Source organism: Rhizobium sp. P40RR-XXII, assembly GCF_012641405.1.
GTDB lineage: Bacteria > Pseudomonadota > Alphaproteobacteria > Rhizobiales > Rhizobiaceae > Rhizobium.
On the sequence record NZ_JABAII010000024.1, the window covers coordinates 12,040 to 36,557 of the forward strand.

General features: G+C 61.0%; 18 protein-coding genes. 17 read left to right on the forward strand and 1 reads right to left on the reverse strand.

Translation table 11 applies throughout. The features are described from left to right. Positions 1-28 precede the first annotated feature (28 nt). The 8 genes from HGP16_RS30100 (at position 29) to murB (ending at position 10,333) form a co-directional block, all read left to right on the forward strand. Entirely contained in the window at positions 29-1,492 is a 1,464-nt protein-coding gene (locus HGP16_RS30100) for a UDP-N-acetylmuramoyl-L-alanyl-D-glutamate--2,6-diaminopimelate ligase (RefSeq protein WP_168843613.1), read from the forward strand. Continuing rightward, positions 1,489-2,949, forward strand: a complete 1,461-nt coding sequence (locus HGP16_RS30105) for a UDP-N-acetylmuramoylalanyl-D-glutamyl-2,6-diaminopimelate--D-alanyl-D-alanine ligase (RefSeq protein ID WP_168843614.1) — start codon at positions 1,489-1,491, stop codon at positions 2,947-2,949. Before HGP16_RS30100 ends, HGP16_RS30105 begins: the two co-directional genes overlap by 4 nt. An 11-nt stretch (positions 2,950-2,960) precedes the next feature. Further along, positions 2,961-4,082 (forward strand): phospho-N-acetylmuramoyl-pentapeptide-transferase, encoded by a 1,122-nt coding sequence (gene mraY / locus HGP16_RS30110; protein ID WP_168843615.1) that lies wholly within the window; start codon positions 2,961-2,963, stop codon positions 4,080-4,082. Between the two features lie 7 nt (positions 4,083-4,089). After that, the gene (gene murD, locus HGP16_RS30115) at positions 4,090-5,502 is read left to right on the forward strand and encodes a UDP-N-acetylmuramoyl-L-alanine--D-glutamate ligase (RefSeq protein WP_168843616.1); all 1,413 of its coding nucleotides are present in this window, start codon (positions 4,090-4,092) and stop codon (positions 5,500-5,502) included. A gap of 1 nt (position 5,503) precedes the next feature. Then, positions 5,504-6,658, forward strand: coding sequence for a putative lipid II flippase FtsW (gene ftsW / locus HGP16_RS30120; protein ID WP_168843617.1), 1,155 nt, complete (start codon positions 5,504-5,506; stop codon positions 6,656-6,658). Positions 6,659-6,828: 170 nt separating this feature from the next. Beyond that, positions 6,829-7,950, forward strand: a complete 1,122-nt coding sequence (gene murG, locus HGP16_RS30125; protein WP_168843618.1) for an undecaprenyldiphospho-muramoylpentapeptide beta-N-acetylglucosaminyltransferase — start codon at positions 6,829-6,831, stop codon at positions 7,948-7,950. Continuing rightward, positions 7,947-9,362, forward strand: coding sequence for a UDP-N-acetylmuramate--L-alanine ligase (murC, locus tag HGP16_RS30130; protein ID WP_168843619.1), 1,416 nt, complete (start codon positions 7,947-7,949; stop codon positions 9,360-9,362). The genes murG and murC overlap by 4 nt, the downstream gene beginning before the upstream one ends. Beyond that, entirely contained in the window at positions 9,359-10,333 is a 975-nt protein-coding gene (gene murB / locus HGP16_RS30135; RefSeq protein WP_168843620.1) for a UDP-N-acetylmuramate dehydrogenase, read from the forward strand. Before murC ends, murB begins: the two co-directional genes overlap by 4 nt. Positions 10,334-10,524: 191 nt before the next feature. On the opposite strand, the gene HGP16_RS30140 is transcribed toward murB, so the two are convergent. After that, on the reverse strand, positions 10,525-11,856 hold the full coding sequence (locus tag HGP16_RS30140; RefSeq protein WP_168843621.1) for an MFS transporter: 1,332 nt from the start codon (positions 11,854-11,856) through the stop codon (positions 10,525-10,527). Positions 11,857-12,112: 256 nt separating this feature from the next. On the opposite strand from HGP16_RS30140, the gene aqpZ reads away from it, so the two are divergent. From aqpZ to ligA, 9 genes are all read left to right on the forward strand, one after another. Continuing rightward, entirely contained in the window at positions 12,113-12,799 is a 687-nt protein-coding gene (aqpZ, locus tag HGP16_RS30145; RefSeq protein ID WP_168843689.1) for an aquaporin Z, read from the forward strand. A gap of 299 nt (positions 12,800-13,098) precedes the next feature. After that, positions 13,099-14,025, forward strand: coding sequence for a D-alanine--D-alanine ligase (locus tag HGP16_RS30150; protein ID WP_168843690.1), 927 nt, complete (start codon positions 13,099-13,101; stop codon positions 14,023-14,025). Beyond that, positions 14,013-14,945 (forward strand): cell division protein FtsQ/DivIB, encoded by a 933-nt coding sequence (locus HGP16_RS30155; RefSeq protein WP_168843622.1) that lies wholly within the window; start codon positions 14,013-14,015, stop codon positions 14,943-14,945. Before HGP16_RS30150 ends, HGP16_RS30155 begins: the two co-directional genes overlap by 13 nt. Next, complete coding sequence (ftsA, locus tag HGP16_RS30160; RefSeq protein ID WP_168843623.1) at positions 14,942-16,273, forward strand: cell division protein FtsA; 1,332 nt, start codon at positions 14,942-14,944, stop codon at positions 16,271-16,273. Before HGP16_RS30155 ends, ftsA begins: the two co-directional genes overlap by 4 nt. A gap of 102 nt (positions 16,274-16,375) precedes the next feature. Beyond that, positions 16,376-18,115 carry a cell division protein FtsZ gene (gene ftsZ, locus HGP16_RS30165; RefSeq protein WP_168843624.1) on the forward strand — a complete coding sequence of 580 codons (1,740 nt, stop codon included), beginning with the start codon at positions 16,376-16,378 and terminating at the stop codon, positions 18,113-18,115. Between the two features lie 330 nt (positions 18,116-18,445). Then, positions 18,446-19,402: a UDP-3-O-acyl-N-acetylglucosamine deacetylase gene (gene lpxC / locus HGP16_RS30170; protein WP_168843625.1), complete on the forward strand. Its 957-nt coding sequence runs from the start codon at positions 18,446-18,448 to the stop codon at positions 19,400-19,402. A gap of 286 nt (positions 19,403-19,688) precedes the next feature. Continuing rightward, the gene (locus tag HGP16_RS30175; protein WP_205926283.1) at positions 19,689-20,558 is read left to right on the forward strand and encodes an outer membrane protein assembly factor BamD; all 870 of its coding nucleotides are present in this window, start codon (positions 19,689-19,691) and stop codon (positions 20,556-20,558) included. Positions 20,559-20,570: 12 nt separating this feature from the next. After that, positions 20,571-22,244, forward strand: a complete 1,674-nt coding sequence (recN, locus tag HGP16_RS30180; protein ID WP_168843627.1) for a DNA repair protein RecN — start codon at positions 20,571-20,573, stop codon at positions 22,242-22,244. Between the two features lie 120 nt (positions 22,245-22,364). Beyond that, a complete protein-coding gene (ligA, locus tag HGP16_RS30185; RefSeq protein WP_168843628.1) occupies positions 22,365-24,518 on the forward strand; it encodes an NAD-dependent DNA ligase LigA in 2,154 nt (717 codons plus the stop codon).

Sequence of the window (24,518 nt, forward strand, 5' to 3'; positions counted from 1 at the left end):
CTGATCGAGAAGGCGAAAAGTACATTCGATGAACTTGCGGGATATTGCCGGAAATGTATTTCCGGAACTCAACACACAGATTGGCGGGACGCTTGGCGATCTTGAGATAATCGGCATTTCCGCCGACAGCCGGAAGGTGTTGCCCGGCATGGCATTTGTCGCCGTGGCCGGTACCAAAGCCGATGGGGCGAGTTTTATCGCCGATGCCGTTTCGCGCGGGGCATCGGTTGTGGTTGCAGGCCATGAGACCGATGCCGGCAGTGTGCCCGTGCTCTCGGTTTCCGAGCCGCGCCGGTTTCTTGCGGTCTCGGCTTCGCGCTTCTACGGACGGCAGCCGGAAACGATGGTGGCGGTAACGGGTACTGCCGGCAAGACCTCCGTTGCTTCCTTTACGCGCCAGATCTGGGCCTATGCCGGTCATCCGGCCGCCATGATCGGCACGACCGGCGTTGTATCGCCGACCCGCAACGAATATGGTGCCCTGACGACTCCTGATCCGGTATCGCTGCACAAGCTGCTGGCCGAGCTTGCCGGGGAAGGGGTGACCCATGCAGCCATGGAAGCCTCCAGCCATGGCCTCGATCAATTCCGGCTCGATGGCGTGAGGCTCGCTGCCGCCGCTTTCACCAATCTTGGCCGTGACCACATGGATTATCATCCGACGGTCGAGGACTACATGGCCGCCAAGATGCGGCTGTTCCGGGATCTGCTGCCGAAGGGTTCTCCAGCTGTGATCTTTGCCGATGACGCCTGGTCGGCTCAGGCCATCGCCGCCGCCCGCGAGGCCGGGCAGGATGTGCGCACCGTCGGGCGCAAGGGTGATTTCCTGACGTTGAAGCGCGTCGAGCATTTCCGCCACAAGCAGATCGCCGAGGTACATGTCGGCGACGATATCTTCGAAATTCACATTCCGTTGGCCGGGGACTTCCAGATCGCCAACGCGCTTGTCGCGGCCGGTCTTGCCATCTCGACGGGCGTAGCGGCGCCGGTCGCCATGGCGGCATTGGAAAGGCTTGTTGGTGCATCCGGCCGCCTGGAGCTTGTCGGTCACACACATGACGGCGCGCTGGCCTATGTCGACTACGCTCACAAGCCGGACGCGCTGGAAAATGTTCTGAATTCGGTGCGGCCGTTCACGACGGGCCGCGTCATTGTCGTCTTCGGTTGCGGCGGCGATCGCGATCGCGGCAAGCGGCCGATCATGGGCGAGATTGCCTGCCGTCTTGCCGACGTCGTCGTCGTTACCGACGACAATCCACGATCCGAGGATCCGGCAACGATCCGCGCGGAGATCATGGCGGCAGCTGTCTGTGCGACCGAGATCGGTGATCGCGCCGAAGCGATCCGCACGGCGGTCGGCATGCTGACATCCGGCGACACGCTGATCGTCGCCGGCAAGGGGCATGAGGAAGGTCAGACGATCGGCAGTGTCACGCTGCCGTTCTCCGATCATGCCGAATTGCGCAAAGCATTGGAGGATTTGAAGTCTTGAGCTGGTTATGGACAACTGAGGATATGGTCGCCGCGATCTCGGGTCGCTCTTTCGGAGCGCTGCCGGAAGGCATCACGGGCATTTCCATAGACAGTCGTTCCATTCAGCCCGGCGAGGCTTTTTTTGCGATCAAGGGCGATCGCGTCGATGGCCATGATTATGCCAATCTGGCCATGGCGAATGGTGCGGCTTTTATCGTGATCAGCGAGGGGCGCCTGCCGGCAATGGGCAGGCTGACCGTACCGAAGATCGTGGTGGACGATGTGCTGGCCGCACTTGCGCGGCTCGGCGTCGCCGCCCGGGAGCGCACACAGGCCAAGATCATCGCTGTTACGGGTTCGGTCGGCAAGACGACCACCAAGGAAATGCTGCGGCGGGCGCTCACACCTTCGGGCAAGGTGCATGCCTCGGTCGCCTCGTTCAACAATCATTGGGGTGTCCCGCTTACTCTGGCGCGCATGCCTGAAGATACGGATTTCGGTATTTTCGAAATCGGCATGAACCATCCCGGGGAAATTCGCCCGCTGGTCAAGATGGTGCAGCCGCACGTGGCGATCATCACAACGGTTGCTCCGGCTCATCTCGGCAATTTCAACAGCATCAGCGAAATCGCTGCCGCGAAGGCGGAAATTTTCGAGGGTGTTGTGCCGGGTGGCCACGCCATTCTCAATCATGACAGCGACCAGTTCGAAATGCTGGAACATGCGGCGCTGGAGGCCGGTATCGAGCATGTGCACAGCTTCGGCCAGCATGCCAAGGCGGATGTGCGGCTCGCCGAATTCAACGCCTCGGAAGAAAATTCGACGCTCTGGCTGACGATCGGCGGCGAGACCATGGAAGTGGCGCTCGGCGCACCGGGCCGCCATATCGCCGAAAACGCGCTTGCGGTGCTCGGCGCGGTCATGCTCGTGGAAGCCGATCTCGACGGAGCTGTCGATGCATTGGCGGACCTGCGGCCGGAAAAGGGCCGGGGACAGCGCCACAAGCGCGCGATCGGCAATGGCTACTTCACGTTGATCGACGAAAGCTACAACGCCAATCCAGCATCCATGCGCGCGGCCATTGAGCTGCTGGCGACGACCTCGCCACATGCAGGGCTGGGCGGACGGCAGGGCCGGCGGATCGCCGTGCTCGGCGACATGTTGGAAATGGGGGATTATGCCCAGCGCGTGCATGCCAACCTTACCGGACCGCTGCTGGCGGCCGGTATCGAGCATGTCTGGCTGGCGGGTCCGGAGATGGCGGCTTTAAGGGATGAGCTGCCGGAAAGTGTTCATGTCGAATATCGGGAGACGACGGAGGAGCTCTCGGAATTCGCGCTCAATGCAGTCGCACCTGGCGACGTCTTGATGGTGAAATCGTCGCTGGGATTGGGGTTTGGAAAGATAGTGGCGGGCTTGCTTGACAAGTTTCCCGCATTTTCCGACATGGGCCATCACGCCCACCAGGGGCTTTAGAAAGGGCTCTTATGCTGATCTGGCTTGCCGAACTGTCGGACCATATTCATTTTTTCAGTACTCATTTCAGATTCCTCAATCTGTTCAGATACATCACGTTCCGCACCGGCGGCGCCCTGTTTACGTCAGCGTTCATCGTCTTCCTCTTCGGGCCGCGAATCATCTCCTCATTGCGCGTGCGTCAGGGCAAGGGACAGCCGATCCGCGCCGACGGTCCGCAGACGCATTTCAAGAAAGCCGGCACTCCGACGATGGGGGGGCTGATGATTCTCGCCGGCATCGTCGTCTCATCGCTGCTTTGGGCGGATCTTGCCAATGTCTATGTCGTCGCCACCCTGCTCGTAACGCTCGGCTTCGGGGCGATCGGCTTCTATGACGACTATCTCAAGGTGACCAAGCAGAGCGACAAGGGCTTTTCCGGCCGCGCGCGCCTCGGCATCGAGTTCGTCATCGCCGCTATCGCCGTCTACTTCATGATGACGACCGCGCTGTCCTCCGGGCCGGCCGGCTCGACCTTCGGCTCGTCCGTCGCCTTCCCCTTCTTCAAGAGCCTGCTGCTCAATCTCGGCATGTTCTTCGTGTTCTTCGGTGCATTCGTCATCGTTGCCGCCGGCAACGCCGTCAATCTGACCGACGGACTCGACGGGCTTGCCATCGTGCCGGTCATGATTGCCGCAGCCTCGTTCGGCGTCATTTCCTATCTGGCCGGCAACTTCGTCTTCGCCGATTATCTGGCGATCAATTTCGTGCCCGGCACGGGCGAACTGGCCGTGGTCCTCGGCGCGGTTATCGGGGCGGGCCTTGGCTTCCTCTGGTTCAATGCGCCACCGGCCGCTATCTTCATGGGCGATACCGGTTCGCTGGCGCTCGGCGGCATGATAGGCTCGGTCGCCGTCGCCACCAAGCACGAGATCGTCATGGCGATCATCGGTGGTCTTTTCGTGCTGGAAGCGCTTTCCGTCATCATCCAGGTCGGCTTTTTCAAGATGACCAAGCGCCGTGTCTTCCTGATGGCGCCGATCCATCACCACTTCGAAAAGAAGGGCTGGACCGAAAGCCAGGTCGTCGTGCGTTTCTGGATCGTTGCGGTCATCCTGGCGATGGTCGGCTTGTCCACCCTGAAGCTGCGGTGAGGCAACGATGATCCCAGTCACCACGCTGAACGGAAAGAAGGTCGCTCTCTTCGGCCTCGGCGGCTCGGGTTTCGCCACGGCGCGGGCGCTCGTCGCCGGTGGCGCCGAGGTCACGGCCTGGGACGACAATCCGGACAGCGTGGCCAAGGCGGCTGCAGAAGGAATAGCGGTTGCCGATCTCAGGACGATCGACTGGAACAGCCAGTCGGTCTTCGTGTTGTCGCCCGGCGTGCCGCTGACGCATCCCAAACCGCATTGGACCGTCGATCTCGCTCATGGCGCCGGTGTCGAGATCATCGGCGATGTCGAACTTTTCGTTAGGGAACGGCGGGCTCATGCGCCGGATTGCCCGTTCATCGCCATTACCGGCACGAACGGCAAATCGACGACGACGGCGCTGATAGCCCATATCCTGCAATCGAGCGGGCGCGACACGCAGCTCGGCGGCAATATCGGGACAGCCGTGCTGACGCTCGATCCGCCGAAGGCTGGACGCTTCTATGTGGTCGAGTGCTCTTCATATCAGATCGATCTGGCGCCGACGCTCAATCCTTCCGCCGGCATTCTGCTGAACCTGACGCCTGATCATCTCGATCGGCACGGCACGATGCAGCACTATGCCGACATCAAGGAGCGGCTGGTCGCGGGCAGCGATGTTGCCGTTGTCGGCATCGACGACAGTCATTCTTCCTTGGTTGCCGATCGCATCGAAAGGGCGGGCGGCAAGGTGATGCGGATTTCGCGCCGACATGCCTTGGCGGATGGCCTCTATGCCGAAGGCGGCCATATCATGCAGGCATCGAGCGGTGCGGCAAGCGAGATTGCCGATCTCGGCGGCATCCAGACCTTGCGCGGCGGCCACAACGCACAGAATGCAGCGGCGGCAATTGCCGCCTGTCTCGCCGTCGGTGTTTCAGCCGATGAAATTCGGGCCGGATTGAGATCCTTCCCCGGTCTCAAGCATCGCATGCAGCCGGTCGGAAAGCGGGGCCGGGTGATCTTCGTCAACGATTCCAAGGCGACCAACGCGGATGCGGCAGCGCCTGCGCTTTCGAGCTACGAGAATATCTACTGGATCGCCGGAGGCTTGCCGAAAGAGGGTGGGATTACGACCCTTGCGCCACTTTTTCCGCGTATCGCCAAGGCCTATCTGATCGGCGAGGCCGCACCCGCTTTTGCCGCAACGCTCGGCGAGCAGGTGCCCTACGAAATTTCCGGTACGCTGGAACGAGCCGTCGCGCATGCGGCAGCCGATGCGGACAAGGACGAGCATGCGTCCGCGGCGGTGATGTTGTCACCGGCTTGCGCAAGTTTCGATCAGTATAAGAATTTCGAGGTCAGGGGCGACGCCTTCGTCAGCCATGTAGCTGCGATCGAGGGCATCACCATGCTGATCGGTTCAGCAGCTGGAGGCAAATGATATGGTAAGCCGCGTTGAACGTGGGGCCTTGGCCGAATGGTTCTGGACCATCGACCGTGTATTTCTTGCCCTTTTCATCCTGTTGATCGGTATCGGCTTCATGCTTTCCTTTGCGGCGTCGCCGGCGGTGGCGGAGCGCATCGGGCTTGAGCCGTTCCACTTCGTCAAGCGTCACGCCCTGTTCCTCGTCCCGGCGATCGCGGCGATGATCGGCATCTCCTTCATGACGCCCCGACAGGTCAGGCGCACGGCGGGCATCCTGCTGATTGTTTCGCTGGCGATGATGCTTTTTGCCCTGTTTTTCGGTATCGAGGTCAAGGGCTCGCGGCGCTGGGTCAATATCGCGGCGCTGTCGATCCAGCCATCCGAATTCATGAAGCCGGCTTTCGTCGTCGTCTGCGCCTGGCTGTTTTCCGAACATGCGCGCCAGCCGGAAATTCCGGGCAATCTCTTCGCCATCATCCTCTTCGGCATCGTCGTCGCATTGCTCGTGGCCCAGCCGGATCTTGGGCAGACCATCCTGACGACAGCCGTTTGGGGCGGCATGTTCTTCATGGCGGGCATGCCCTGGCTGTGGATCATCGTGCTCGGCGGCCTTGGCGCCGGCGGCTTCGTCGCGGCCTATTACGTCTTCGATCACGTGGCGCAACGCGTGAACAAGTTCATGACGGGCGAGGGCGACACGTTCCAGGTCGATACCGCTAAGGAGGCGATCGTTCACGGCAACTGGTTCGGCGTCGGTCCCGGTGAGGGCATCGTCAAGCGCATCATTCCTGATGCTCATACCGACTTCATCTTCTCGGTGGCAGCCGAAGAATTCGGCGTGATCTTCTGCATGGTTCTGGTCTGCATCTTCGGCTTCCTGGTGCTGCGCGGCCTGTCGCATGCCTACAAGGAGAAGAACGACTTCAACCGCTTCGCCGTTGCCGGCCTGGTGCTGCAGATCGGCATTCAGTCGATCATCAATATCGGCGTTAACCTGCAGCTCCTGCCGGCCAAGGGTATGACCTTGCCGCTGATCTCCTACGGCGGCTCGTCAATGACCGCGATCTGCGTGACCGCCGGTTTCATTCTGGCGCTGACGCGTCATCGCCCGGAAAAGCGTGCACAGGACCGCAGCCAATTCCGCGTGACGCATGGTTTGCCGGCGGAGTGACATCGTGGACTTGCCGTTATTCCATCTCCCGTTTCCCTCTCATTCTTCGGTCGCTTTTCAGGAAGCAGCGGTCTATGAGGAGGCTTTGGTCCGCGCCGATGACGCGGTCGGGGCGACTTCCTATATTAGGGAAATGCCCCGAGTAGTGGGTATTCGCGGGAGCGAAAATTATGAGTAAAGGCATTGTCCTTCTAGCCGCCGGCGGAACCGGCGGCCACGTATTTCCGGCCGAGGCGTTGGCCTATAAACTGAAGGAGCGCGGCTATTCCGTGCACCTCGTCACCGACAGCCGCGCCGAACGCTATGCCGGCAAGTTTCCGGCCGATGAGATCCATGTCGTGCCCTCGGCAACGATCGGTTCGAAGAACCCGCTGAAGGTCGCGCGCGCGCTTTGGACGCTGTGGACCGGTATGCGCGCCGCCCGCAAGCTGATCCAGAGGCTGAAGCCCGTCTGCGTCGTCGGCTTCGGCGGCTATCCGACGGTTCCGCCGCTTCTGGCGGCTACGCGCATGGGCGTGCCGTCCATGCTGCACGAGCAGAACGCTGTCATGGGCCGCGCCAACAAGATGCTGGCGACGCGCGTCCGCGCGATTGCGGGCGGGTTCCTCACGGATAACGGTACGTTTGCCGAGAAGACGGTAACGACGGGAAACCCGGTGCGCCCGGCCGTCATCGAGGCCGCGAAGCGGCCGTATATACCGTCGGGGCCGGATGATCCGTTCAATCTGGTCGTCTTCGGCGGCAGCCAGGGCGCTCAGTATTTCTCGAAGGCCGTGCCCACGGCGATCAGCCTGCTTGAGGAGCCGCTGCGCAAGCGCCTGCGGATCACGCAGCAGGTGCGCCCCGAGGATATGGAGACGGTCAACAGCTGCACGAGAAAGCTTGACATGGGCGCCGATGTCGCGCCGTTCTTCACCGATATGGCCGAGCGCATCGGCGCCGCGCATCTGGTTCTCTGCCGCTCGGGGGCCTCGACCGTATCGGAGCTTGCCGTCATCGGCCGCCCGGCGATCCTCGTGCCGTATCCGCACGCGCTCGATCACGATCAGGCCGCCAATGCGGCCGCGCTGGCGGCGACCGGCGGCGTCAAGGTGATCGCGCAATCGGAGCTGACGCCGGAAAAGCTTTCCACCATCCTGCGCGGCTCCATGACCATGCCGGAAAAGCTCGCAAAGATGGCTGCGGCCGCCAGGCAGGCAGGCAAGCCGGATGCGGCAAACTTGCTTGCCGACATGGTTGAGGCTATTGCCGCGGGACGTTCAATTCAGCAATTCAAGGGGGCGGGCGCATGAAGCTGCCGAAGGCAATCGGCCTTGTGCATTTTATCGGTATTGGTGGCATCGGAATGAGCGGTATCGCCGAGGTGCTGCATAACCTCGGTCATCGCGTGCAGGGTTCCGATCAATCGGAAAGCGCCAACGTGCAGCGGCTGCGCGACAAGGGCATTCCGGTCCATATCGGCCACAAGGCGGAAAACCTCGGCGATGCAGAAGTCGTTGTTGTCTCCACCGCCATCAAGAAGAGCAATCCCGAGCTCGCCGCCGCGCGCGAAAAGCTGCTGCCGGTTGTGCGTCGCGCCGAAATGCTGGCCGAATTGATGCGCTTCCGCAGCGCCATCGCCATCGGCGGCACGCACGGAAAGACCACGACGACGTCCCTCGTAGCGACGCTTCTGGAAGCCGGCGGGCTCGACCCCACGGTCATCAACGGCGGCATCATCAATGCCTACGGCACGAATGCGCGCATGGGCGCCGGCGAGTGGATGGTGGTCGAGGCCGACGAATCGGACGGCACCTTCCTGAAGCTGCCGGCCGACGTCGCCGTCGTTACGAATATCGATCCGGAGCATCTCGATCACTACGGCAATTTCGATGCCGTCCGCGCCGCCTTCCGGCAGTTTGTCGAGAATGTGCCGTTCTACGGTTTCGGCGTCCTCTGCATCGACCATCCGGAAGTGCAGTCGCTGGTCGGGCGCATCGAGGATCGCAAGGTCATCACCTATGGCGAAAACCCGCAGGCGGACGTGCGTTTCTCGAATGTGCGCATCGACGGTACGCGCTCCTTGTTCGATATCGAAATCCGCAGGCGCCGTACGGGCAAGGTGATCCAGATCAAGGATCTCGTCATGCCGATGCCCGGTCGTCACAATATTTCCAACGCGACGGCGGCCGTTGCCGTTGCCAATCGGCTTGGCATTTCCAGCGAGGCGATCGCCAAGGGGCTGGCATCCTTCGGCGGCGTCAAGCGCCGCTTCACGCTGACCGGCGAATGGAACGGCGTGAAGGTCTTCGACGACTACGGCCACCACCCCGTCGAGATCAAGGCGGTGCTGAAGGCGGCGCGTGAAGCCTGCAAGGGCCGCATCATCGCCGTTCATCAACCGCATCGCTATACGCGTCTGTCGAGCCTATTCGAAGAGTTCGCCGCCTGCTTCAACGATGCCGACAGCATCTTCCTGGCGCCCGTCTATGCGGCTGGCGAGGATCCGATCGAAGGCATCGATTCGCAGGCGCTGATTTCGCGCATCAAGGCTAGCGGTCATCGGGATGCGCGCTATCTGCCATCGCAGGAAGATCTTGCCGCCATGGTTGCAGAGATTGCGCAACCGGGTGATTTTGTGGTTTTGTTGGGGGCTGGCAGTATCACATATTGGGCAGCATCATTGCCAAAGGAATTGGAAGGCCTCTCGGGTAAGTCCGCATGAAACAGGTAAATGGGGAAAAGCTTCTGGCGTCGCTCGGCGACAGTGTAAAGGACATCAGGGGCCGGCTGACGCCAGACGCGCCGATGGATCGTGTTACGTGGTTCCGCGCCGGCGGGCTGGCGGAACTGATGTTCCAGCCGCATGACACGGACGATCTCGTCGCCTTCCTGAAGATACTGCCGGAAGAGGTGCCGCTGACGGTCGTCGGCGTGGGTTCGAACATATTGGTGCGCGACGGCGGCATTCCAGGCGTCGTCCTCAGGCTTTCCGCCAAGGGATTCGGCGCGGTCGAGCTTGCCGGCGAAAATCGTATCCTGGCCGGCGCCATTTGCCCCGACAAGCATGTCGCGGCCATGGCGATGGACAACAGCATCGGCGGTTTCCATTTTTACTACGGCATTCCAGGCAGCATCGGTGGTGCCGCGCGGATGAATGCGGGCGCCAACGGCGCCGAGACGCGCGAGCGCGTCGTCGAAGTGCATGCGGTCGACCGCAAGGGCGACAAGCATGTGCTTAGTAATGCCGAGATGGGCTACAGCTACCGGCATTCGGATGCGTCTGACGATCTGATTTTCACGCATGTGCTTTTCGAGGGATATCCGGAAGATCGCGCCAAGATTCGCGCCGAGATGGATGCCGTGCGCGCCCATCGCGAAACCGTGCAGCCGATTCGGGAAAAGACCGGCGGTTCGACCTTCAAGAATCCGGAAGGTCATTCCGCCTGGAAATTGATCGATGAGGCGGGATGCCGCGGTCTCGTCATCGGCGGCGCACAAATGTCGTCGCTGCATTGCAACTTCATGATCAACATGGAGCAGGCGACGGGCTACGATCTGGAATATCTCGGCGAGCAGGTGCGCCGTGAAGTGTTCGAGAATTCCGGCATCAAGCTGGAGTGGGAAATCAAGCGCCTCGGCTACTTCATGTCCGGCCGGGAGGTTCGCCCGTTCCAGGGTGTCACGACCGAGTAGGCTTACGCTGTCATAGGGCAATTCCAGGAAAAGTGCGCAGCGGTTTTCCGTCCGGAATTGCGATAAGCAAAGAGATAGAGCGGTTCAGAGTCCGCAAAAAAGTGAACCGCTCTACGCTCGAACTTCAGGCAATGATTCAACAAAAAGGCCGGGTTTTCACCCGGCCTTTTCAATTGGTTATCGTGAAGTCCTCAGACTTCGTCGTTGCCCGAGAGCAGGATACCGACCAGCGAGAGCAGCGCGGCGGCCGCCAGATAATAGCCTACATAGACCAGGCCGTAGGTCGTCGCGAGCCATGTGGCGATGTAGGGAGCCAAGGATGCACCCACGATGCCGCCGAGATTGAAGGTCATCGAGGCGCCGGTATAGCGCACGGTGGTCGGAAAGGGTGCCGCCAGCGCGGCGCCGATCGGACCGTAGGTGAAGCCCATCAGGGCAAGACCGATGATCGAGCAGGCGAAAGCGCCCGCAAGGCCGGCCGTTAGCAGCGACGAATAGAACAGGCCGAAGATGAGGATGCCAATCGTCGTCAGGATCAGAACCAGCCGGCGCGAATAGCGGTCCGACAACAGGCCGGAGATCGGGATCATCAGGCCGAAGAAGACGACGCCGGCGAGCTGGACGACGAGGAACTGGCCCTGCGAGTAGCCAAGACCTGCCGGTAGCGGACCGTTGCCCGGAGGCCTGGTGCCCCAGCTCAGCGTGAAGGCCGTCATCAGATAGAACAGCACGAAGGTGGCCACCGCGATGATGGTGCCGAGAATCAGGCTGCGGAGATGCGAGCGGAAGATGACCGCGATCGGGACGGAAACGCGTTCTTCCTTTTCGATGGCGCGCTGGAATTCCGGGGTTTCCGTAATCTTCAGACGGACATAGAGGCCGACGGCGACAAGCACGATGCTGATCAGGAAGGGGACGCGCCAGCCATAGTTGAGGAAATCGGCATCGGCCATGGTTTCGCGCAGGATGAGGAAAAGACCCGCCGACAGGATAAAGCCGATCGGGGCACCGAGCTGCGGGAACATGGCGTACCAGCTGCGCTTGCCTTCAGGTGCGTTTTCCGTCGCCAGAAGCACCGCGCCGCCCCATTCGCCGCCGAGACCGAGGCCCTGACCGAGGCGGCAAAGCGCCAGCAGCACGGGTGCGAGAACGCCGATCGATTCGTATGTCGGCAGCATGCCGATTACGACCGTCGAAAGACCCATGGTCATCAAGGCCGCGACAAGCGTCGCCTTGCGGCCGATCCGGTCACCGAAATGGCCGAAGATCATCGCGCCGATCGGACGCGCAAAGAAGGCGATGGAGAAGGTCGCGAAGGACTGCAGCGTTGCCGAGGTCGGATCGCTCGCGGGGAAAAACAGCTTCGGGAAGACAATAACCGCTGCTGTTGCATAAACATAGAAATCGAAAAATTCGATCGTTGTGCCGATAAGGCTCGCGATCAGAACACGTGCCGGGGAATTGGCAACAGCATTGTTCGATGACGAGGGGGTCGGCGATAAAGGAGATATCGCGTCAGTCATAATCCCACCAATTTAGAAGGTGCTAAGGTTTCCTTATTAGGTAAGGCGTGTCCTTAGCGTAATTTTCGTTCGGCGCAAACGCCAAATGCGCAAGAAATCAGCGGTTGTGTGCTACTATTTAGCCGCAATTGTTGATTCGCAAACAGTTGGGCGAACGTTTGCCGTTAAGTGGGCGTGCTTCAGGCGAGTCCTTGCCCGGAGTTTTTTCATAGATGGTCGATTTTCGCTTTGGTTGAGGGCAAAGGAGAAGGCTTTCATGCAGAAAAAACTCATTGCTGAGTTTCTTGGGACGTTCTGGCTCGTATTTGGTGGCTGCGGCAGCGCAATCTTCGCGGCGGCATTTCCGAGCCTCGGCATCGGTTTTCTGGGGGTTGCTTTTGCGTTCGGTCTGACCGTGCTGACGATGGCCTATGCGGTCGGCGGCATTTCAGGCGGGCATTTCAACCCAGCCGTCTCGGTGGGGCTGACGGTGGCTGGCCGCTTTCCGGGCGGGCAGCTCATTCCTTATATCGTCGCGCAGGTTGTCGGTGCCATCGTGGCTGCAGCCGCGCTTTATCTGATCGCCAGCGGCAAGGCCGATTTCCAACTCGGCGGCTTTGCGGCGAATGGTTACGGCGAGCATTCGCCGGGTGGCTATTCGCTGGTCTCGGCAGTGGTGGCCGAGATCGTGCTGACCTTGTTTTTCCTCGTCGTGATTCTGGGCTCGACGAGCAGCAAGGTGCCGGCCGGCTTCGCGCCGATCGCCATCGGCCTGGCGCTGACGCTGATCCACCTGATTTCGATCCCGATCACCAATACGTCGGTGAACCCGGCGCGTTCGACAGGCCAGGCATTGTTCGTCGGCGGTTGGGCCTTGCAGCAGCTTTGGCTGTTCTGGGTCGCTCCCATCGTCGGCGGCGCCTTGGGCGGACTCGTCTGGAAACTGGTCGACGACAGCGAGTGAAATCACAACGATTTTAATACCTTCAGGCCCGCATCGAGTCCCTCGATGCGGGCCTCTTTGTTTAAAAAATCTAAATGTAGCGATTTCAAAAGTAGCAACTCTCTGATTCTAATGGCAGAATTCTTTAGGTCGGTTTGATTCGAACCATTCGATCATCGGCGGAGCGGCCGAAAGTTAACGAAAGTAAACGCTTCATTAACCTTAATGTCGTTCTAATCAGCCTATTGAAAGCGGGGCGAGAATCGCTGTTAGGCGAGGCCCGCAAACGCAGAGCAAAGACCGTGAAGTCGGGGGTATTAATGGGTGGCAAGCATGTGGCTGTCCTTTTGGGCGGATTTTCCTCGGAGAGGCCTGTCAGCCTTTCTTCGGGAAAGGCATGCGCCGATGCCCTCGAAGCTGAAGGCTTCCGGATTACCCGTGTCGATGTAGAGCATAATGTTGCTAGTCGTCTGGCCGAGCTAAAGCCTGATGTCGTCTTCAACGCGCTGCATGGTCCCTTTGGTGAAGACGGAACAATTCAGGGCATTCTGGAATATCTGCAGATTCCCTATACGCATTCCGGCGTGCTTGCATCGGCTCTTGCGATGGACAAGTCCCGCGCCAAAACGGTTGCCGCCGCGGCCGGCATTCCTGTCGCGGGCTCGATCGTCATGGACCGCTTCGACATCGTCGGCGAGCATCCGATGAAGCCGCCTTACGTGGTCAAGCCGGTGCGTGAGGGCTCGAGCTTCGGCGTTGTGATCGTCAAGGAGGATCAGGCGCATCCGCCGCAGATCGTCACCTCATCCGAATGGCGCTACGGCGACGAGGTGCTGGTCGAGCGCTATATCCACGGTCGGGAGCTGACCTGCGGGGTCATGGATGGCAAGGTTCTTGGCGTTACCGAGATCGTGCCGCTCGGTCACAGCTTCTATGATTATGACGCCAAGTACGCCAAGGGTGGGTCAAAACATGTCTTGCCGGCGGAAATTTCACCGAATCTTTACCAAAAGATACAAACATTATCGTTAAGGGCGCATGAGGCTATCGGCTGCCGCGGTGTTAGTCGATCTGACTTCCGTTTTGACGATCGCTTTTCCGAAGAGGGCGAACTTGTTTGGCTGGAGATCAATACCCAGCCCGGCATGACTCCTACCTCCCTGGTGCCTGAAATGGCGGCGCATGCCGGCTACTCTTTTGGTGAATTTCTCCGGTGGATGGTGGAGGACGCGTCTTGTTTGCGCTGACGGTCAAAAATATGAGGCGGTCCCGTCATCGCGTCCCGCTTGCCATCGATGATGTCGAGGACGCATTCGTCCTGCCGCGTCCGCTGCGCCGTACGGTGCGCTTCCTGGTCAGTCTCGGCTCGGGTCGCGTCAATATCCCCGCGCATACGGGCACGGTGTCCGTCTTCATGCTTCTCGCCGCGACCGGTCTTTACGGCATGTCGCTCGGCGGGCACACCCAGGCTGTCGCCGAGGCGACGACGTCTGCCGCCGGCTTCGCGATCGAGGATGTCAAGGTTTCGGGCAATGACGAGACCTCGGAAATCGAGATCCTGCAGTTGCTTGGCCTTGACGGTACGACCTCGCTCGTTGCCCTTGATGCCGACGCGGCTCGCCTGAAAATCGCGAACCTGCCCTGGGTCGAAAATGTGGAAGTTCGCAAGGTCTATCCGAGGGCTGTCGAGGTGAAGCTGACGGAGCGTAGGGCTTACGCCATCTGGCAGCACGGCTCCGAGCTTTCGCTGATCCAGAAAGACGGTAGCGTGATCGCGCCGCTACGTGACAACAAGTTCGCCAAGCTGCCGCTCTTCGTCGGTCGCGATGCCGAAACAGCAGCCGCTTCGGTCGAGGATGCATTTGCCAAGTGGCCGGATGTCCGTGGTCATGTGAAGGCCTTCGTCCGCGTCGCCGGCCGTCGCTGGGATCTCTACCTCGACAATGGCGTGATCATCAAACTGCCGGAAGACAACGTCGACGGCGCGCTCGCGCGGCTGACCAAGCTCGACAAGGACGAGAATCTTTTGCAGCGCGACATCGCCGCCATCGATCTCCGTCTCGATGATCGTACAGCAATAGAACTCACCCCGGATGCCGCAGTTCGTCGTCAGGCCGCCGTCGATGCGAGAAACAAGGCTTTGAAGAAAGCAGGGCAGGATACATGAGCTTATTCGGTTCGTCCCATTTCGGCCTGCCTCGGTTGAAGCCGCTCTCTTCGAAGCGGTCGCACATCGTGTCGGTCCTCGACATCGGCTCGACGAAGGTCGTCTGCATGATCGGCCGGCTGACGCCGCGCGAGGAGAGCCAGGTTCTCCCGAACCGCACCCACAATATCGAGATCATCGGCATCGGCCACCAGCGCTCACGCGGCATCAAAACCGGCGTCATCGCCGACCTCGACGCGCTGGAAAGCGTCGTCAGGCTCTCCGTCGATGCGGCCGAGCGCATGGCCGGCCTTACCGTCGACAGCCTGATCGTTAACGTTTCGGCCGGACGCCTCGGCAGCGATATCTACACCGCGACCATCGATCTCGGCGGTCAGGAAGTCGAAGCCAACGATCTCAAGAAGGTTCTGGCTGCGGCCTGCCAGCAGTCGGTCCGCCAGGAGCGTGCCGTGCTGCACTCGCTGGCAACGGGCTACTCCCTTGATGGCGAGCGCGGCATTCGCGATCCGCTGGCGATGTTCGGAGACGCGCTCGGTGTCGACATGCATGTGGTGACCGCGGAGCGCGCAGCCCTTCGCAATCTTGAGCTCTGCATCAACCGCGCCCATCTTTCGGTCGAGGGCATGGTGGCGACACCTTATGCCAGCGGTCTTGCAGCTCTCGTCGATGACGAAGTCGAGCTCGGCTGCGCCGCGATCGACATGGGCGGCGGTACGACGACGATCTCGGTCTTTGCCGAGGGCAAGCTCGTGCATACCGATGCCGTCAGCCTTGGCGGCCATCATGTCACCACGGACCTTGCCCGCGGCCTTTCCACCCGCATCGAGGATGCGGAGCGCTTGAAGGTCGTCCATGCTTCGGCGCTCGCGAATTCTTCGGAAGAGCGTGAACTGATTTCCATCCCGCCGATCGGCGAAGACGAGCGTGACCAGCCGACACAAGTGCCGAAGGCGCTGGTGTCGCGCATCGTCAAGGCTCGCATCGAGGAAACCCTCGAGCTCATTCGCGATCGCATCCAGCGTTCGGGCTTCAGCCCAATCGTCGGCAAGCGCGTCGTCCTCACGGGCGGCGCGAGCCAGCTGACCGGTTTGCCCGATGTGGCGCGCCGTGTTCTTGCCCGCAATGTCCGCATCGGTCGTCCGATGGGCGTGTCTGGTTTGCCGACGGCAGCCAAGGGTCCGGCTTTTTCGACCGCGGTCGGTCTGATGATCTATCCGCAGGTCGCAGACATGGAAACACATGCGCCGAGCGGCGGTCTGCTCTCGTCGTTTGGAGGCAATAACAGCCGGATCGGCCGCGTCGGCCAATGGCTGAAAGAGAGTTTTTGAGTGCCTGATCCCGGAGTTCATTCCGGGGCAAGCGTCAGGCAAGTGAAATCGAGTGAATTGGCCGGCGTGGCGATGCGGCCATAAAGAGAAGGAACGGGTACAATGACTATCAAGCTGCATAAGCCAGATATCACCGAGCTTAAGCCGCGAATCACCGTGTTCGGTGTCGGTGGCGGTGGCGGTAATGCCGTCAACAACATGATCACGGCAGGCCTGCAGGGCGTCGATTTCGTCGTCGCCAACACGGATGCTCAGGCACTGACCATGACGAAGGCGGAGCGGATCATCCAGCTCGGCGTCAACGTCACGGAAGGTCTCGGCGCCGGCTCGCAGCCGGAAGTCGGCCGTGCAGCTGCAGAAGAATGCATCGATGAAATCATCGATCACCTGAACGGCACGCATATGTGCTTCGTCACCGCCGGCATGGGCGGCGGTACGGGCACGGGTGCCGCTCCCGTCGTCGCACAGGCTGCTCGCAACAAGGGCATTCTGACCGTTGGCGTCGTCACCAAGCCGTTCCACTTCGAAGGCGGCCGCCGCATGCGTCTCGCCGAGATGGGCATCCAGGAACTGCAGAAGTCGGTCGACACGCTGATCGTCATCCCGAACCAGAACCTCTTCCGCATCGCCAACGACAAGACGACTTTCGCCGATGCGTTCTCGATGGCCGACCAGGTTCTCTATTCGGGCGTTGCCTGCATCACCGACCTGATGGTGAAGGAAGGTCTCATCAACCTCGACTTCGCCGACGTCCGTTCGGTCATGCGCGAAATGGGCCGCGCCATGATGGGTACCGGCGAGGCTTCCGGCCAGGGCCGTGCAATGCAGGCCGCCGAGGCCGCCATTGCCAACCCGCTGCTCGACGAAACCTCGATGAAGGGCGCTCAGGGCCTGCTGATCTCGATCACCGGCGGCCGTGACCTGACCCTGTTCGAAGTCGATGAAGCTGCGACCCGCATCCGCGAAGAAGTCGATCCCGACGCCAATATCATCCTCGGCGCCACCTTCGACGAATCGCTTGAGGGCATCATCCGCGTTTCCGTCGTCGCAACCGGTATCGACCGCGCGATGAACGAGGCGGCCGACAGAGGCATGGAATTCCGCCCGGCCACGAAGCCCGCTATGCGTCCTTCCGCGGCCGCCGTTCCGGCAGCGGCCGCAGCTCAGCCTGCCCACGTCGCGCAGGCCCAGACCGCACAGGCTGCCGCTCCGGCTCCACGCACTGTCGATCCGGTTGCCCAGACCATTCGTGCAGCAGAGGCCGATCTCGAGCGCGAACTGGAATTCCAGATGGGCCGCCAGGCCCATGTCCAGCAGCAGCCGGTGATGCCGCAGGCCGCAGCGCCGGAAGATAACTTCCGTCCGCAGAGCCGCATCTTCGCAGCCGCCCCGGAAGCCCAGCCCGTCCGTCAGGCTCCGGTTCTGCCGCAGCCTCAGCAGCAGGCGCCGGTCATGCATCAGCAGCCGGTCATCCGTCAGGCTCCCGAGCAGGTCCGCATGCCGAAGGTCGAGGATTTCCCGCCGGTCGTTAAGGCCGAGATGGAACACCGCGCCCAGCCGGCCGCCGGTCAGGCTTCCGAAGAGCGGGGGCCGATGGGCTTGCTGAAGCGAATCACCAATTCGCTCGGCCGCCGCGAAGAAGACCCGGCTTTCGACGACATGATGGCTTCGACGAACAACGCGGCTCCGCAGCGCCGCGCACCGTCGCCGGAAGCGAGCCTCTACGCTCCGCGTCGCGGCACTCTGGACGATCAGGGCCGGCAGGTTCCGCAGGCGCGCATGACGAGCCATGAAGATGATCAGCTCGAGATTCCGGCGTTCCTGCGCCGGCAATCGAACTGACCCGATGTTGGACGGCCTTTTAATAGGTTGCTAACCATCTTGATGAAATCCGGGGCCGAAAGGCCCCGGATTTCCTTATTTTAGACCTGTTGTTATATTTGAAATTACCCAACAAATTCAATTGGCTGCTTTCGTAACAAAACGAAAGAAACAGTGATTTGGAATGCGATGCCTCGGCGCGTATGTAGATACCAAGCAAGCCTGCGGACTCACATTCAATGACGAATGTATGTGGTGTGCGCGGCATAGTTAACAGACTGAACCGGCAATAAGGGTAAGCGTCCGAAGATGACCGCCCGGCCTGGATCAGACAGACGAAGGCAGAATTATATGGCAATCGGATTGCTTGGTTTTCAGACCACCATTGCAAACCCTGTGACACTTTCGGGTATCGGCGTTCATTCCGGTGCCAATGTGTCGATCACCTTCTATCCGGCCGAAGCCGGCACCGGTGTCGTTTTCCAGCGCTTGCACGACAATGGCGATGTGACCGAACTGCGCGCCGTTTCCTCGCAGGTTGGCAATACGGATCTCTGCACCGTCCTCGGTTTTTCTCCGGCGCGTTCCGTCGCCACGGTCGAGCATGTGATGGCCGCCATCTATGCGATAGGTCTCGATAACGTCGTCGTCGAAGTGACCGGTGCTGAAATGCCGATCATGGACGGCAGCTCCTATCCCTTCATCGAAGCGATCGAGCAGACCGGCGTCGTGTCGCTTGGTGTCAAGCGCCGCTATATCCGCGTCACCAAGCCGGTTCGTATCGAAGCCGGCGGTTCCTGGTGCGAATTCCGCCCGTATGACGGCACGCGCTTCGAAGTCGAGATCGATTTCGAATGCCCGCTGATCGGCCGGCAGAAGTGGGAAGGCGACCTGACCGCCGAGACATTCAAGACCGAACTGTCGCGCGCTCGTACCTTCGGCTTCATGCGCGATGTCGAACGTCTCTGGGCGTCGGGTCATGCGCTGGGTTCGTCGCTGGAAAACTCCGTCGTCATTTCCGACGACAATACCGTTATCAACGTCGAGGGTCTGCGTTACGCCAAGGACGAATTCGTTCGTCACAAGACGCTGGATGCGGTCGGCGATCTGGCACTGGCCGGCGCGCAATTCATCGGCTGCTACCGCTCTTATCGCGGCGGTCATCGCATGAACGCGAATGCCCTGAAGGCATTGCTCAGCGACCCCAGCGCCTATGATGTCGTCGAAACGTCGGCGCCGCGCCAGCGCGCCCACAGCCGCGAATTCGTGCCGGTCAATGCGCCTGAATTCGCTCCCTGGTCGGCGTGACGCTGCGGAATTTGAATGAGAAAAGCCGCCGCTCCGATGAGGAGCGGCTCTTTTTTTGACAGGCGACTCACGCGGGTTGCCGTCAGTCTTTGCGCGAGGGCGAGGCTGCGGGGGCTGATATGAGAATTCCCTGTCAAAACAGTGATTAAAGACTGCGGATATGCGGCCTTGCCACAAAAATGCGTTAATGCATCATCAATGCGTTGCCCTGATGGTGTTTTTGCGGCTAGAAACGCCAGCGAGAGAACGCCGTCTCCGCAACGACGGCTAGTGGGACAGTTATCCGATGGGTTTTGCAAGGTCTGAACGCATGAATATTACAGCACGGGCTTTGCTCGTATCGCTCCTTCTGGCCGGTACCGGTGCGGTGGTGACGGGTTGTAATACCAAAAAGGATATCGACATCACCAAGCTCGGTGTCGAGACCGATCCTCCGGAAATGCTCTATAATCAGGGTCTGGCCAACATCAAGGCCGGCAACATGACGGAAGCCGGCAAGAAGTTCGACGCCATCAACCAGCAGCAGCCATTCTCCGAATGGGCTCGCAAAGCGCTTGTCATGAGCACATTCGTCAAGTACCGCACGGGTCGTTACGACGATGCGGTGCAGACGGGTAACAGCTACCTCAAGCAATATCCCGGCTCGGAAGACGCCGACTATGTCCAGTATCTGGTCGGCTCGTCCTATGCCAAGCAGATCGTCGACGTGACGCAGGACCAGCGCGCGGCACAACAGACGATCGAGGCGATGACCAAGCTCGTCAACACCTATCCGAAGTCGCAATATGTCAGCGACGCGCAGGAAAAAATCCGCTTCGCCAAGGATCAGCTCGCCGGCAAGGAAATGCAGATCGGCCGCTACTATCTGGAGCGCAAGGATTACCTAGCGGCAATCTCGCGCTTCCGCATTGTCGTGGAGCAATATCCGACCACCAACCAGATCGAAGAAGCTCTGGCGCGCCTGGTCGAGGCTTACTACGCGATGGGTATCGTTCAGGAAGCACAGACGGCAGCCGCCGTTCTCGGCCACAACTATCCGGACAGCCGCTGGTATAAGGATTCCTATCAGCTGCTGCAGAAGGGTGGCGTAGAGCCGAGCGAAAATTCGGGCTCCTGGATTTCCAGAGCGGGTAAGAAACTTCTTCTTGGGACGTGAGATTGAGCGCAGATGCTGATCCAGCTTTCGATCCGCGATATCGTTTTGATCGAGCGGCTGGATCTTGCCTTCGAGTCCGGGCTTTCGGTACTGACCGGCGAGACCGGCGCGGGCAAATCCATCCTGCTTGACAGTCTGTCGCTGGCGCTTGGCGGGCGCGGCGATGGCGATCTCGTACGTCATGGAGAGGACCGCGGCCAGGTGACCGCGGTTTTCGACGTCGGCACGCAGCATCCCGCCCGCAAGCTCCTGCGCGAGAATGGCATCGACGATGACGGCGACCTGATCTTCCGTCGCGTCCAGTCGGCCGACGGCCGTACCAAGGCCTTTGTCAACGATCAGGCGCTCAGCGTCCAGCTCATGCGCCAGATCGGGCAGCTTCTCGTTGAAATTCATGGGCAGCATGACGATCGCGCGCTCGTCGATACCGACGCGCACCGCACATTGCTCGATGCCTTCGCCGGCCTTGCCGAAGAGGCGCAAGAGGTCGGCAGACTTCACAAGGTTTGGCGCGATACCGACCGCACCTTGAAGAGGCACAAGGAGCAGGTGGAGAAGGCCGCGCGCGAGGCGGACTATCTTCGCGCTTCCGTCGAGGAATTGGAAAAGCTCTCGCCGCAGGATGGCGAAGAGGATGAGCTGGCTGAAAAGCGCTCGCGGATGATGAAGGCCGAGCGTATTGCCGGCGATATTGCTGAGGCTTCGGAATTCTTGAACGGCAATGCATCGCCCGTTCCGCATATTGCCTCGCTTGTGCGTCGGCTGGAGCGCAAGAGCCATGAAGCGCCGGGGCTGCTGGAGGATACGGTGGCGCTGCTCGATGCCGCTCTCGACCAGCTTTCCAACGCCCAGATGGAAGTAGAGGCGGCGCTGCGCAAGACGGAGTACGATCCGCGCGAACTGGAGCGGGTCGAGGAGCGCCTGTTTGCGCTGCGGGCCGCCTCGCGCAAATATTCGGTGCCGGTCACCGAACTGCCGGCATTGGCCGAGCGCATGGTTTCGGATCTCGCTGATCTCGATGCGGGCGAGGAGCGGCTGGCGCGGCTCGCCACCGAGCTTGCCGCTGCCAAGGCGGACTATGACGCGGCGGCGCGCAGCCTCTCGGAAAAGCGCCGCCATGCCGGCGAAGCCCTTGCCGAGGCCGTCATGGCGGAATTGCCGGCGCTGAAGCTCGAACGAGCACGTTTCATGGTGGAGATAACAAGCGATCCCGAAGCCGGCACGGCTGATGGCATCGACGTCGTCGAATTCCATGTGCAGACCAATCCGGGCACACGCCCGGGGCCGATCACCAAGGTTGCGTCCGGGGGCGAACTGTCGCGCTTCCTGCTGGCGCTGAAGGTGGCGCTCGCCGATCGCGGTTCGGCGCCGACCCTGGTGTTCGACGAAATCGACACCGGCGTCGGCGGCGCGGTCGCGGATGCGATCGGTCAGCGGCTGAAGCGCCTCTCCGACCGCGTGCAGGTGCTGTCCGTCACCCACGCACCGCAGGTCGCCGCCCGCGCCGCGACGCATCTCCTGATCTCCAAGGGACCGGTTGCGGACGGTTCCGAAAAGATTTCCACGCGCGTGGCGACAATGGAGCCGAAGGACCGCACCGAGGAAATCGCGCGCATGCTCGCAGGCGCGTCGGTGACCGAAGAGGCGAGGGCGGCCGCCAAGCGCTTGCTGGCCGGCAACGGCTGATCGCTGCTCCTTTGACCGTCTGATTTTTCTCTTTATTTTACCCGGGCCGGACGGAAAAACCGCTTCGCACTTTTGCTCTAACTGCTCTAAAACATCTCCAAAATCGGGGAGTGTCGATTCATGAGCACCGAACAGAAGCCCGTCGAAGATTTGACCGAAGAGGAAGCGGCCGCGGCACTTGCCTATCTGGCCGCGGAGATCGCGCGCAACGACGCGCTTTATCATGGCAAGGATGCGCCGGAGATTTCGGATGCGGATTACGACGCGCTGAAGCGGCGCAACGATGCCATCGAGGCGCGGTTTCCGGCACTCATTCGCGCCGACAGCCCGTCACGCCGGGTCGGTGCCGCGCCGTCGGAAACCTTCGCGCCTGTTGTCCACGCAAGGCCGATGCTGTCGCTCGACAACACGTTCTCGCAGGAAGACGTCGAGGATTTCGTCGCCAGCGTCTATCGCTTCCTTGGCCGCCTTCCGGACAATTCGATTGCCTTTACCGCCGAGCCGAAGATCGATGGGCTCTCGATGTCGATCCGTTACGAGAATGGCCGGATGGTGAGCGCCGCGACGCGTGGCGACGGCACGACCGGTGAGAATGTCACCGCCAATATCAGGACCATCCAGGAGATACCGCAGACCTTGCCTGCAGGTGCGCCCTCGGTCGTCGAGGTGCGCGGTGAGGTCTATATGGCCAAGAGCGACTTCCTGGCGCTTAACGCCCAGATGGAGGCGGAAGGCAAGCAGACCTACGTTAATCCGCGCAACACGGCGGCGGGTTCGCTGCGTCAGCTCGATGCGAAGGTTACGGCCAGCCGCAAGCTGAAATTCTTTGCCTATGCGTGGGGCGAGATGTCAGACATGCCGGCTGATACGCAATATGGCATGGTGCAGACCTTCAAATCCTGGGGATTCCCGGTCAATCCGCTCATGGAGCGCCTGAGTTCGGTTGCCGATATTCTCGGGCATTACGAGGAGATCGGCCTGCAGCGCCCCGATCTCGATTATGACATCGATGGTGTCGTCTATAAGGTCGATAGCCTGGAGCTGCAGGCCCGCCTCGGCTTCCGCTCTCGCTCGCCGCGTTGGGCGACGGCGCACAAGTTTCCGGCGGAACAGGCATTCACGCGTCTGGTCGGCATCGACATCCAGGTCGGCCGCACTGGGGCGCTGACGCCCGTCGCGCGGCTCGAGCCGATCACGGTCGGCGGTGTCGTCGTCACCAATGCGACGCTGCACAATGCCGACTATATCAAGGGCATCGGTAACAAGGGCGAGCCGATCCGCGACGGCCGCGATATTCGTGTCGGCGACATGGTGATCGTGCAGCGGGCAGGCGACGTCATCCCACAGATTGTCGATGTCGTGCTGGAAAAGCGCGAAGCGTCGAGCGCGCCTTACGAATTTCCCAAGGTCTGCCCGGTCTGCGGCAGTCACGCGGTGCGCGACATCAACGAGAAGACCGGCAAGATCGACGCCGTCACGCGCTGCACCGGCGGCTTCATCTGCCGCGCGCAGGCGACCGAACATCTCAAGCATTTCGTCTCGCGCAATGCCTACGACATCGAGGGTCTGGGTTCGAAGCAGATCGATTTCTTCTTCGAGAGCGACGATCCGGCACTGCAGATAAAGACCGCGCCCGACATCTTCACCCTGGAGAGACGTCAGCAGTCGTCGCTTGCGAAGCTCGAGAATATCGACGGCTTCGGCAAGGTCAGTGTCGGCAAGCTCTACGCCGCGATCAACGAGCGGCGGCAAATCGCCCTTCATCGCTTCATCTTTGCGCTCGGCATCCGCCATGTCGGTGAGACGACGGCCAAGCTGCTGGCGCGCTCCTATGGCACCTATGAGGCTTTCGAGACTGCCATGAAGGAGGCAGCGCCGCTTGCGGGCGACGCATGGAACGACCTCAACAATATCGAGGGCATCGGCGAAGTGGTGGCGCGCGCGATCGTCGAATTCTACAAGGAGCCGCGCAATACGCAGGTGATCGCAAAGCTGCTGGAGGAGGTTCGCCCCCAAGAAGCGGAGCAGCCGGTGACCTCGGGCAGCCCGGTGGCAGGCAAGACGGTCGTGTTTACCGGCTCGCTTGAAAAGTTCACCCGCGACGAGGCCAAGGCGAAGGCAGAGAGCCTGGGTGCGAAGGTATCCGGCTCGGTTTCCAAAAAAACCGACATCGTCGTGGCGGGGCCGGGCGCCGGCTCGAAGCTCGACAAGGCGCGGGAATTCGATGTCCAGGTCATGACCGAGGACGAATGGCTCGAGCTTATCGGCGGTTAA